This window comes from Rhodoblastus acidophilus (assembly GCF_009720655.1).
Classification (GTDB): Bacteria; Pseudomonadota; Alphaproteobacteria; order Rhizobiales; family Beijerinckiaceae; genus Rhodoblastus; species Rhodoblastus acidophilus_A.
The window spans coordinates 25,330-36,665 of sequence record NZ_WNKS01000027.1; the positions used below are offsets into that span (position 1 = coordinate 25,330).

Consider the following 11,336-nt stretch of genomic DNA (forward strand, 5'->3'; position numbering starts at 1 on the left):
ATCCGTTTACTTAGACAGGCGCGCCATATGAGACGTCATCCCCACAGTTCCGCTGCGGCAACATCTCTCTCTTGATCACTTCTATTGGACGATTGTTTTAACAGTCCCCAAATAATTGTCCAGCCGGCGTCGTTACCGAACTGGATCTTCGCCAGCCGGGCGCAAACGCCGCGCAGCGCTTCCAAGGCGTCAGGATTCAGGGCGCATTGAGCGATGGTGGTGAACAGGCGCGCCAGGCTGGTCGGACGCAGCGGCGTTTCGAAGCCGCGCCAGGCGTGGGCGAGCGCGCCGCGCTGGAACCACAGCACGGGAACATTGGCGCGCAGCGCCGCCTCCCCGATCACCGCGGCAAGCGTATCCTGTTCCGTCATGTCCACGAGCAGACTCGCATCGCGCAGGCTTGCCAGCGCGTCGCGCGGTTTCGCTTGCGCATCGCCCTGGTCGCCGCGCACGAGCGCCGAGCGGGTCGTCGGGTCGGAGAGATCGACCAGCCTCGCCGGAAAGGAGAGTTTCTCCGCCAGCGCCGCCAGCTCCAGCGCCACGCCGTCGTCGCTGCGCGCGAGAATGACAAGTTTGGCCGGCGCCGCCGTTGATTTTTCGCGATGACGAAAGAATTCGAAATCGCCGCTGCGGCGGAACGGCGTCTCGACCACCGCGGCCACGCCCGCCACGCCTTGCCAGCGTCGGGCGGACCAGGGCGCGGCGCCGGCGACAATCACGTCGAGTTCGCCGCGCAACGTCTCGATCAGCGCCTCCGGGTCGCCGCCCGCAAGTTCGATGGCGTCGCAGCGCACCAACGCCTGCCGCAGCGCGCCCGTCTTGACGACGAACGCGTTGAACAAGGGCTCTTGCACGCGAAGCTGATCGTGAGGATCGGCGAGGAAACAGGCGCGGCGATAGCCGCGGGTTTCCAGCAGCACGGGCAGCGGCATCGGCGTCCAGAAATCCGGCGCGTCATCGCCCAGCGCCTCCATCAAGGCCGGGTCGGCGAAGATCTGCCGCCGCAGTTCGAACCGCGCGAGAAAGTCGAATTTCATGCCCTTGGCCGGCGCGCCGGTGACATAGAGCGCGATCGGCGCGATGAAGCGCAAATAGTCCAGCGCCGACAGCAAATGGTCGTGCAGCAGGCAGGCGGGATCGAGCGCCTCCGCGGGCGCGACGACGCAAATGGTCTCCCTGGTCTTGGCGACCAGAGACTCGCGCGTCGCTTCGAGAGACGCCAGCACCGAAGCCTGAATCGTCGCGCAGACCGCGCGCGAGCGCGCCGCGAGCTTTTGCAGCGGCGCGGAATCGAAGGCGAGCTTCACCAGTTCGATCGCCATGTCCTCGAAGTCGTGGAGCTGGTGCAGCCGCTCGCGGGTGGGGTAGCCCTCCATGGCGTGGGCATGCGCCAGCAGCGGCGCGCCCGAAGCCAGCGCCTCCGACACTTTGATCTTCAGGCCGGTGCTGAACTTCATCGGCGCGAGCACCACGTCCACGGCGCGATAAAAGTCTTCGACTTCGGCGACGCGGCCGATCACCTCGAGATTGGGATGGCTCCAGTCCAAAAAATCCGCGGAGCAGCCGCCGGCGACGACGATCTTCACCGGCGCCATGTAGCGCTCGATCGCGGGCAGCGCCAGGTTGAGAAACTCTTCGAGGTTACGGCGATTGACATTGTTGCGCGCGCCGATGACGCCCGCGCGCAGCCAGCCGTCCGTCGAAGGGGGGCGCGTCCACCAGCCGCGCTCCGGCTCGGCGTGCAGCATGGTCAGGCAATTCGGCAGGCCCAGGTCCCGTTCGAAATAGTCCTGTTCCGCCTTCTTGATCGCCCAGACCAGATCGGCGCGCGACAGCCCCTTTGCCTCTTCCTCGCGCGTGGTGTGGAAGAACTCGGGCGCGATGCCGTTGGCCTGCAACAGCCGGCGGCGGTCGGCGAACACGTCGTGGGTGTCGCAGACCTTGAACACGGCCGAGGGGATCGCCTCCAGGCAGAAGCTCAGCCAGGTGTAATTGACGATGACCATGTCATAGGCGCGAACCCGGCAGGCCCAGGCGAGGTAATGGGCAAGCCCCGGATCGGCCCATTCGTCGATTTCGTGGTCTTCGCCGATCGAATCGCAATGCAGCGCCCGGCTTGGCGCGACCAGCTGGTAGCTGTCCCAGGCCGCGCGCATCTCCGCCTCGTGCTTGAGCGGCCACTGGTGGCGCCAGTCGTGCTCGGCGGGATAATGGACAAAGTGGATGCGCGCCCCCTGGCGCTTCAGTTCCGCGCAGATTTCGAAAATGCGCTTGCGATTGCCGTGATCCTGCGGATGGCTCGGCGTCGGCGAGACCACCAGGACATCGAGGCCGAACCAGGGCTGGACGGGATCAGTCAAGCTCCACTCCCTCGAAACCGGCGAGCAGCAGCGTCGTCATCATGTAGACCGCGCCGGTCTGCCAATGAAACAGCTCTGGATCATCGGTGGGGTGGAGAAAGCCGCGGATCGTGCGCTCATGCGGGGGCAGAGCGTTGAAATATTTGATGAGGCTGGGCCATTGCTTGCGCGCTTCCGCCGCCTGCCCGTCCGGGTTCATCATGAAATCGGACAGGGCCTGCCAGGCCGCGCGCTTGCGAAACCATTCGCGCCGGAGGCGGCGCACATCGACCAGATGGTTTACGCGCGCAAGGGGCGCATAGACCAATTGACCGCCGGCTTCGCGAATGCGCTCGACCAGCTTGATTTCCTCGTTGCTGAGCAGGGCCGAGCCCGACCCCACGCGTCCGAGATTGAGCGGAAACCCGCCATTTTCGAGAATCGCGGAGGTTCGAAAACTGATGTTGGTGCCGGCGACCCATTCGTCGGGACCGGCGATGCGGGCGTCACCGCCCCAGTCGACGATCGACAGGTTGCCCAGCATGGAGTCGTGCACCCATTCCGGGCGCTCCGACGCCCAGATCGGATCGACGCGGCCGCCGACGATCGTCGCGCTCTCCCCAAACGAGTCATAGGCGTTCAAAAGCTCCGCCGCCCATTCCGGATCGGCGAGGGCGTCGTCGTCCATGAAGGCGATCACCGGAGCGTTCGCCAGGGACGCCGCGACATTGCGCGCGTTGGACAGGCCCGGCGTCTTCTCATGGACATAGCGCAGGTTTGGCGCCGTAAATCTTTCCGAAAACAGCTCCGCCCGCTTGGCGTCGGGCGAATTGTCGATGACGATGACTTCGTAGCGCTCCACCGGCAAGGACTGCTCGAGGGCGCTCCGGATCGCCCCGGGCAACAGGTCGTAGCGGTCGTAGGTGCAGATGCACAGGGCGATTGCGGGCGTGCTCATCGCGCCGGCCCCTTGAACGAAATTTCCTGGAACGTGGGCGCTGGCTGCGCCTCGGACCCGGTCTTGACGACGGGTTTTTTCGCGGCGAACTCGCCGCGCGGCGCGGGCGCGGGAACGGGCGACGGAACGGCGGCGGGCGCGACGTTTTCAGGCGCAGCGGCGGGCGCAAGCGCTTGCTGTTCCGGCGTTGACTCGACCGTCAGGCGCCGGAACAGCAGGCCGAGCATGCGCGCATCGTCGAGCCCCTGTGACGCCGGCGAGCCCATCTGCGGACAGACGAAGCTCAGGACGGAACCTCCCGCGTCGCGGCGCGGCGGCAGCAGGCCGACCGCCTCGAAACAGGTCGTCGCCGCCTGCAGTTTCACCGGAGCCGGTTCGCCATCGACAAAACACAGCAGGCCGATCGGCGAGCCCCCTGTGAACAATGGCCCGAAGCGCAAGACGAATCGCGCTGGCGTCTTTCGGTTGATGAAGAACTCGAAGGAAAACCTGGGATCCGGTCCCGTCCAGCGAAACGGCTGCCCGTCGGGATCATGCTCAAGTTCATAGAAACCCATCGATCCGTGGAACGACTGAGCGGCCTCGATCACCACGCGCGAAGGATGAGAGGCGCCGCGCGCGCCCGCTTCGGCGGCGACGATACGGTCCGCAGCCGCCTGGAGCGAAGCGAACACTTCCATCTTCACCGCGATTTCCGCCTGCGCCCGTCGCAGATTGACGATTTCGCGGGCGATGGACTTGAGCAATGCATCCGGCGAACTTCTGTCGAACCGACGAAGCACCGCGGACTCGTCAAGGTCAAAGTTCAGCTTGTCCATCTGTCATCCATCCGGCTCGAGCGCGAATTGGTTCCCCCGCAGCGAATTCGCGCCGCCCTCGACTCTGCGCGGGATTTGCGCCGGAAACCGGCGAAGTTTGGGGCTCAAGGGCGTCATGGCCCGGCGACCTTGAGCGCCCGGCTCATCCACGAGGCGCCGAAGAACGCGAACGAGGCGCAGAAGAACGCGCGCCAGCCATGGGCGAAACCCTCCTCGCCGAAATTTCGAAGACGCTGTCGCGCGTCGTGACCTCCACCCCGACGCCGCAGGCCCCTCCGGCGCCCTGGGCTTCAGTCCCATCGTAAACTTCGACGGACTCGCCCCTGTGAATTCCCCAGTCCAGGCACATAATTAACGAACTCGATCTGTCACAATGAAGAGGACGTTAACGGCTGAGCTTTGAGAGTTCAACCCATAGACCGAGCGACGTCGCGCCGCGCCGCCCGCGGCAATGACCTTAACCTTAGCGGATACGGTTAATTTTGATTGCTTTCGTTACGTCATACGGTTTCCGCAAGATCGCTACGCGATCCGCGAAAACGAAATCGCGCGGAAATCCTCCAGGCGAAGGGCGGATGTCCGCGCGAGTGAAATACGTTTCCGAACGGATCGTTTGGAAATCGGATCACTCAGTTCGGGTGGTCGGCGCGCCATTGCCGCACGGCGGCGAGCGTCTTCTCGACGTGCGGCCCGGCCGACATGTCCTGATAGGCCATGAGGATCTTGCCGTCCGGCGCGATCACGTAAGAAATGCGCGCCGCCGTGGCCATGTCGCCGACCTTGATGAGTTGCGCCTTATAGGCCTTGATCACCTTGCCGTCGGGATCGGCGCCGACCGGAAATTTGTCGCGGCACGCCTTGGACGAAAACTCCTTTTGGGTGTCGATGCCATCGGCCGACACCCCGATCACGCTCGCTCCGGCCTTGGCGAAATTCTCGGCGTTATCGGCGAAATCATGCGCCTCCGCCGTGCAGCCGGGGGTAAAACTCTTCGGGTAGAAATACAGCACCACCGGCCCCTTCTTCAGGGCTTCGGCGAGGCTGAAGGTGAAAACCTTGCCGCCGACCGCGGCTTGCGTCGAAAAATCCGGCGCCGCGTCGCCGGGCTGCATCGCCGCCCGCGCCGAGCCGTTGAGAAACACCGCGCCGGCAATGATCGTTGCGCCGCCCACCGCGGCGAGCGTGGCTTTCCACATCCGCATCGTTTAGCCTCCCTGTTGATCGGGACTATAACGCACGAGCGCGGCTTTGGGATGCGCGGAGCGCCCTCGTCCGCGAACGAGGGCGCAGGACTTACCCGTTGGCGAAGCGCTGGCCGTGGCCGCGCCGACGCGCTCCGCCGAAAACCTGGTGACACCCGGGGCTCAAGCTCGCCTTCTGTCGCGCCAGGCAGGCGGTGATCTGGCCGGAATCCGGAATGAATTGGCTGCACAGGCGGAAGACGTCCGGCGTGCAGGCCTGCTGCGCCTGGGCGGTTCCACGATAGTCTGCAAAGGCGGGCGTCGTCAGCGCGAGCGCGGTCGACGTCCAAGCCGCAAGGGCCAGGGCTTTCATTTTTCCTCCGACGAATCATTTATTTAGGGGATTCCGAGGCCAAGGATGGCGGCATTCGGCCAGCCAGGCAATCGCCGAAAAGCGACCCGATTTCGATATCCCCACCCTGTTGCGCGCGCGCCGCACTCCCCTGGCGTCAGGCGCATGCCGCTATTTTCGCCTCGTTGACGATTTTCCCTTTTTGTCGCCGCCGCGCCCCCCTATGTTGGGCGCGTGCAAAAGCCCGCCCCCTTCCCCAGCCGCGACGACATCCTCGCCTTCATTGCCCGTGAACACGCCGCCGCCGAAGGCGGCCCGCGAAAAATCGAAAAGCGCGAGATCGCGCGCGCCTTCGGCATCAAGGGCGGCGAGGCGAAGATCAAGCTGAAGGCGCTGCTGAAAGAGCTGGAGATCGAGGGCGCAGTGCAAAAGACGCGCGCCGGCCTCGCCAAAACGGGCGAACTGCCCGCCGTCGTCCTGTGCGACATTCTCTCCCGCGACCGCGACGGCGAATTGATCGCCACGCCGGCCGAATGGGACGAAGACCTCGGCGTCGCGCCGAAAATCCTGGTCACCCTGCCCCGCCGCTCGACAAAACATCCGGGACCCGCGCCAGGCGTGGGCGACCGGGCGCTGCTGAAAGTAGCCCCGCATCGCGAGACCGGCGGTCCCGCCTATGTCGGGCGGGTGATCAAACTGCTGTCGCGGGCACAAAAACGCGTTTTGGGCGTGTTTCGCGAGGACCCGCGTTCGCGCGGCGGGCGCATCGTTCCCGTGGACAAAAAGCAGCGCGACCGCGAGCTTTTCGTCACCGAAGCCGATCGCGGCGAGGCGCGCGACGGCGACCTCGTCTCGGTCGAAACTCTGTCGCGCGCGAGGATCGGCCTGCCGCAAGCGCGGGTGCGCGAGCGCCTGGGCTCGATGAACAGCGAAAAAGCCATCAGCCTGATCGCCATCAACACCCACGGCATTCCCGACCTGTTCCGCCCCGAAATTTTGGCGGCCGCCGAAGCCGCCAAGCCCGCCCGCATGTCCGCCGAAGGTTTTGCCCGCGAGGACTGGCGGTCGCTGCCGCTCCTCACCATCGACCCGCCCGACGCCAAGGACCACGACGACGCGGTTTTCGCGCAACCCGACGACGCCCCGGACAATCCGGACGGGTTCGTCGTCACCGTCGCCATCGCCGACGTCAGTTTTTACGTGCGCCCCGGCGCGGCGCTCGACCGCGAGGCGCTGGATCGCGGCAATTCCGTCTATTTCCCCGACCGCGTCGTCCCGATGCTGCCGGAGCGGATTTCGAATGACCTCTGCAGCCTGCGCCAGGGCGAGGACCGGCCGGCGCTGGCCTGCCGGATGCGCATCGGCAAGGACGGCCACAAGCTCGACCACACCTTTCACCGCATCATGATGCGTTCGGCCGCCAAACTGTCGTACAGCCAAGCCCAGGACGCCATCGACGGGCGCCCCGACGACACCACCCGCCCGCTGCTGGAAACCGCGCTCAAACCCCTTTGGCGGGCCTATGCCGCGGCGAAACTTTCGCGGGAAAAACGCGCGCCGCTCGATCTCGACCTGCCCGAGCGCAAGATTTTGCTGAAACCGGACGGGACGGTGGACCGGGTGTTCGTGCCGCCCCGGCTCGACGCGCACAAGCTGATCGAGGAGTTCATGATCCTCGCCAATGTCGCCGCCGCCGAGACGCTTGAAGCGAACAAATCGCACCTGATCTACCGCGCCCACGACGAGCCCTCGATCGAAAAACTCAGCGCGCTCTCGGAATTCCTGGCGACCATCGGCATCAAGCTGGCCAAAGGTCAGGTGATGAAGCCAAGACAGTTCAACGACATTCTTTCCCGCGTGCGCGGCACGGAGCATGAGAATGTCGTCAACGAGATCGTGCTGCGGACGCAAGCGCAAGCCGAATATGTCGCCGAAAACTACGGGCATTTTGGCTTGCACCTGCGCCGCTACGCCCATTTCACCTCGCCGATCCGCCGCTACGCCGACCTGATCGTGCATCGCGCCCTGGTGCGGGCGCTCGATCTCGGACCGGGCGGCCTGCCCGAAATGGGCCGCGAGCATCTGGCGGAGATCGCGGCCAAAATCTCGGCGAGCGAACGCCGCGCCATGGCGGCGGAACGCGAAACCACCGACCGCCTCATCGCCACCTTTTTGGCGGAGCAGATCGGCGCGAGTTTTACCGGGCGAATCGCGGGGGTCACCCGCGCCGGCCTTTTTGTGAAGCTCGACGACACCGGGGCCGACGGCTTTGTCCCAGCGGCTACATTGGGCGCCGATTATTACCGCTTCGAAGAGGCGGCGCACGCCCTGGTCGGGTCACGCACCGGCGAAACCTATCAACTGGGCGACGCGGTCGAGGTGAAACTGGTCGAAGCCGCGCCTTTCGCCGGCGCGTTGCGATTCGAAATGCTGTCCGACGGCAAAGGCCAGAAGGGCCGCGCCCTCTCAGTGAAGAAAAGCAAGCGGACGGCGGCGCCAACAAGCCGGCGGCGCAAATAGTTACGTAACCGCAAACACCCGCTCGACCTCGGCGGCCGACAGCACCGTCCAGTCACCCGGCGCAAGCTCCGCCGGCAGGCTCAAGCCGCCGATTCGCTCGCGACACAAAGTCTCGACATGGTTGCCGATCGCCGCGAACATGCGGCGCACCTGATGGTAGCGGCCCTCAAAAATGGTCACCAAGGCCTCGCGCGGCCCCAAGACGTCAAGCCCCGCGGGCAAAAGCGGTTTGTCCTCGCTCTCCAGAATCAGGCCAGACGCGAAGATCAACGCTTCGTCGCCGCGCAGATCGCGGGCGAGCGTGGCGCGGTAGGTCTTGGCGATCTCCGCCTTCGGCGAGATGATTTTGTGCAGCAGCGCGCCGTCGTCGGTGAGCAGCAGCAGACCGGACGTCTCCTTGTCGAGCCGCCCGACGGTCGAAACCGCGGGATCGCGACGCCGCCACCGCTCCGGCAGCAGCGAAAACACCAGCGGCCCCGCCTCCTTATGCGAACAGGTCACGCCGGTCGGCTTGTGCATCATCACGACAAAACCGGGCAAGGGGTCGATGGGCTCGCGGTCCACCAGCAGCGCGCCAGCCTCGCCCATGCCAATCTTCGCATCCGCCTCGCGCAAAACCGTTTCGCCGAGCCGGATTCGCCCCTGCCGCGCGAGAATCGCGATGTCTCGGCGCGAGCCATAGCCGAGATTGCCCAAAAACCTGTCGAGCCGGACCGGCTTCACTTCACCGCCTCGATCACCTTGAACCCGGAGGCTTCGGCGACAGGGGCGATGGAGCGGAATTTTTCTTCGAGCGCCGCCTCGTAGGGCAGATGGCGGTTGGCGACCAGCCAGCACACGCCGCCCGGCCGCAAGAACTCGGCGGCCCGCTGAATAAAGGCGATGCCGAGCCCCTTGGCCTCGCGCCCAGCGTCATGGAACGGCGGGTTCATCACGACGAAATCGAGCGGCTCCGGCTTCGAAAACCGCCGCACGTCCTCCCAAACCAATTTTGCGCGCGAATCCGAAACATTGCGGGCGCAAAGATCGACGGCGCGGCGGTCGACATCGACCATGAGCAGCGATTTCACCCGCGACGAGCCAAGAATTCGATGCGCCAGCATGCCGAGGCCGCAGCCGAGATCGGCCCCGCGTCCGGAAAATTCCGGCAGCTGATCGGCGAGCAGAGCGGTTCCGGGATCGATTCGGTCCCAGGAGAACACGCCCGGCTGGGTCCAAAGGCCCAGCGATTCGGACAGGCGCGGCGCGCCGGCGCGAATCGCGGCCTCGATCGCTTGCGGGTCGCCGCCCGCTTGCGTGAGACAAATTCGGTGGTGGCGCTTGGCGGTTTCGATACAGGCGCAGCCGAGATCGGCCAAATCCTTGGCCAGGCGTCCGCCGCCTTTGTCCTTGGGCGCGAGCGCCAGCAGCGGCGCGCCCGGTTTCAACGCCCGCAAGGCGAGCGCGAGAGTGGCGCGGCGCTCGATGGCGCCGGGAGGCGCGAGCATGGCGAGATTTTCGAGGCTCGAAGCCTCTTCCAGCCGCTCGGCGCCGGGCGAGAGCGGCGAGAACTGTCGAGCATTGTCGGAGATTTGCGCGAGTTCCGGCGGCGGCGCGCCGAAAACATTTTCGAAAGTCATGGAATTCCCTGAACGGACGCTCAGAAACTAGCAAGATGCGCGCCAGTGCGCTGCGCGTGCCGACGGATTCTTTTGTGTGAAGGTGGCTCCCTGAGCAGGACTCGAACCTGCGACCCAGCGATTAACAGTCGCTTGCTCTACCGGCTGAGCTATCAGGGATCACGTTGCGCGGTGAGGGGCGTATAGCAGCGCGATATCGGATTGAAAACCCCCAAAACAAATTTTTGACGACCGGAGGGAGAAAGTTTCGTGAAAGCGCGGCGCCGTCTTGCGGGCGGGGTGCGAGTGCTGTTATAGGCGATGCAACGTCCGGCGCGAGCGCGCCAGGCGGCCTCGTGGCGGAGTGGCTACGCAGAGGACTGCAAATCCTTGTACGGGGGTTCGATTCCCTCCGAGGCCTCCAACAATCCCTTGAGAATCAGAGACTGTCAGATAACCCAAAAGCCTGACTCAAAAGGGGGGGAAGTCTGACTCAGAAAACCCAATAATCTGACTCTTTGCTGAATTACGAAAAAGCCCGTGGCTTGGCGCGCGCCAAGCTGACGGGCTTTTTCGTTGGACCAACCGAATCGACGCCGGGGTCGCCCACGTTTGCCAGCGCCAAAGCTGGAGTGGACGAGGTGGTCAAACGCCCGGAAGCGTTATTGCTCTACCGCAGGTGAACGCTACTGGCGTGGAACGCACTCCTCACAAGGACACTAATCGCCGAGCTTGAACGGCATCAGGTTGCCCCTGACGTAGCCGCGCGAGACCGCTGCCTCGGAATCCAGCGCAAGCTGGGTCAGGTCGTGAAGGAGTGCGCGAATCGCCTCGCGAGGGTCGCCGCCGAATTCGGCGATGATCGCGTCGATCTCCTCGTCCGTCGCGCGTTCGACGGTCGGCTCCGTGGCCGCGCCAGACATGAATGCTGCTCCCGCAGAATTAGAACGGTAGTGGAACATATGGGCCAGCGAGAGTCAACGATGACCCGGCGCGCGAGGGCAACGAAATCATAGACTTTCAGTGCTATCTCGACGATCAAGAGTGGAGATCAGTCGATGTCTTCCTTGCCGTCGCCTCGCGCTTTGTTCAGCGCCTGTCGATGCGCCTTGAAGTACGTCTGGATGCCTCGATACGAATTGGCTCCGCTGACGATGGCGAAAATCGAAAACAGCAAGACGTGCGACAACTGATAGAGCTTGCCCTCCGCGCGGCGCGGGTCGGGGATTGTGGCGAGCAGCGCGAGAAACGGTCCCAGAGACTTCAAGGCGACCTCCGATCGATTCGGTCGCCTCATAGAGATTCAGACTTTTTCGCCCGAAGGAATCGTCCGGCACACCCTACGCGTCAACGCCTCGAAAGCTGTTGCATCGGGGGCTCAGTAAAGAGCGTTGAACAGCCCTGGTTCGTCGCCAAAGGCGACGATCCGGCCAGCCTGCCGGCTTTTCGAGTCCCACCAGCGTCCGCAACAGCGTGGTCTTGCCCGCGCAGTAATACCAAGTCTCCGAGAGACTGACTCGGCGGCGGATTCCCGAATCGGCTTTTGTTTGATTCAACAGGCGAACCTGGA

General features: G+C 64.6%; 10 protein-coding genes and 2 tRNA genes. 2 read left to right on the forward strand and 10 right to left on the reverse strand.

Annotation, left to right across the window (positions count from 1 at the left end):
* Positions 1-35: 35 nt before the first annotated feature.
* The 5 genes from GJ654_RS19355 to GJ654_RS19375 form a co-directional block, all read right to left on the reverse strand.
* Positions 36-2,360, reverse strand: coding sequence for a glycosyltransferase (locus GJ654_RS19355; protein WP_155447828.1), 2,325 nt, complete (start codon positions 2,358-2,360; stop codon positions 36-38).
* Positions 2,353-3,297 (reverse strand): glycosyltransferase, encoded by a 945-nt coding sequence (locus tag GJ654_RS19360; RefSeq protein ID WP_155447829.1) that lies wholly within the window; start codon positions 3,295-3,297, stop codon positions 2,353-2,355. The genes GJ654_RS19355 and GJ654_RS19360 overlap by 8 nt, the downstream gene beginning before the upstream one ends.
* On the reverse strand, positions 3,294-4,115 hold the full coding sequence (locus GJ654_RS19365) for a hypothetical protein (protein WP_155447830.1): 822 nt from the start codon (positions 4,113-4,115) through the stop codon (positions 3,294-3,296). Before GJ654_RS19365 ends, GJ654_RS19360 begins: the two co-directional genes overlap by 4 nt.
* A 629-nt stretch (positions 4,116-4,744) precedes the next feature.
* Positions 4,745-5,317, reverse strand: a complete 573-nt coding sequence (locus GJ654_RS19370) for a peroxiredoxin (protein WP_246664826.1) — start codon at positions 5,315-5,317, stop codon at positions 4,745-4,747.
* A gap of 91 nt (positions 5,318-5,408) precedes the next feature.
* The gene (locus tag GJ654_RS19375) at positions 5,409-5,669 is read right to left on the reverse strand and encodes a cysteine rich repeat-containing protein (RefSeq protein WP_155447831.1); all 261 of its coding nucleotides are present in this window, start codon (positions 5,667-5,669) and stop codon (positions 5,409-5,411) included.
* Between the two features lie 213 nt (positions 5,670-5,882).
* Here GJ654_RS19375 and rnr point away from each other — a divergent pair, with 213 nt between their 5' ends.
* Entirely contained in the window at positions 5,883-8,168 is a 2,286-nt protein-coding gene (gene rnr, locus GJ654_RS19380; RefSeq protein ID WP_264586311.1) for a ribonuclease R, read from the forward strand.
* On the opposite strand, the gene GJ654_RS19385 is transcribed toward rnr, so the two are convergent.
* The 3 genes from GJ654_RS19385 to GJ654_RS19395 all read right to left on the reverse strand — a co-directional run bounded on the left by GJ654_RS19385 (position 8,169) and on the right by GJ654_RS19395 (position 9,946).
* Positions 8,169-8,891 (reverse strand): pseudouridine synthase, encoded by a 723-nt coding sequence (locus GJ654_RS19385; protein ID WP_264586312.1) that lies wholly within the window; start codon positions 8,889-8,891, stop codon positions 8,169-8,171.
* Positions 8,888-9,787: a class I SAM-dependent methyltransferase gene (locus tag GJ654_RS19390; RefSeq protein ID WP_155447832.1), complete on the reverse strand. Its 900-nt coding sequence runs from the start codon at positions 9,785-9,787 to the stop codon at positions 8,888-8,890. Before GJ654_RS19390 ends, GJ654_RS19385 begins: the two co-directional genes overlap by 4 nt.
* A gap of 83 nt (positions 9,788-9,870) precedes the next feature.
* Positions 9,871-9,946: transfer RNA gene (locus GJ654_RS19395), tRNA-Asn, on the reverse strand.
* A 170-nt stretch (positions 9,947-10,116) separates the two neighbouring features.
* Between GJ654_RS19395 and GJ654_RS19400 the strand changes: the two genes are divergently transcribed.
* Positions 10,117-10,190, forward strand: a tRNA-Cys gene (locus GJ654_RS19400).
* A gap of 295 nt (positions 10,191-10,485) precedes the next feature.
* On the opposite strand, the gene GJ654_RS19405 is transcribed toward GJ654_RS19400, so the two are convergent.
* The gene (locus tag GJ654_RS19405; protein ID WP_155447833.1) at positions 10,486-10,689 is read right to left on the reverse strand and encodes a hypothetical protein; all 204 of its coding nucleotides are present in this window, start codon (positions 10,687-10,689) and stop codon (positions 10,486-10,488) included.
* Positions 10,690-10,817: 128 nt separating this feature from the next.
* Positions 10,818-11,033, reverse strand: a complete 216-nt coding sequence (locus GJ654_RS20930; RefSeq protein ID WP_196305627.1) for a transposase family protein — start codon at positions 11,031-11,033, stop codon at positions 10,818-10,820.
* Positions 11,034-11,336 lie beyond the last annotated feature (303 nt).

Excerpts from the sequence above, each read along its gene's own strand:
- GJ654_RS19360 (WP_155447829.1), bottom strand. The coding sequence starts at position 3,297 with ATGAGCACGCCCGCAATCGCCCTGTGCATCTGCACCTACGACCGCTAC.
- GJ654_RS19365 (WP_155447830.1), bottom strand. The coding sequence starts at position 4,115 with ATGGACAAGCTGAACTTTGACCTTGACGAGTCCGCGGTGCTTCGTCGG.
- GJ654_RS19370 (WP_246664826.1), bottom strand. The coding sequence starts at position 5,317 with ATGCGGATGTGGAAAGCCACGCTCGCCGCGGTGGGCGGCGCAACGATC.
- GJ654_RS19375 (WP_155447831.1), bottom strand. The coding sequence starts at position 5,669 with ATGAAAGCCCTGGCCCTTGCGGCTTGGACGTCGACCGCGCTCGCGCTG.
- GJ654_RS19390 (WP_155447832.1), bottom strand. The coding sequence starts at position 9,787 with ATGACTTTCGAAAATGTTTTCGGCGCGCCGCCGCCGGAACTCGCGCAA.
- GJ654_RS19405 (WP_155447833.1), bottom strand. The coding sequence starts at position 10,689 with ATGTCTGGCGCGGCCACGGAGCCGACCGTCGAACGCGCGACGGACGAG.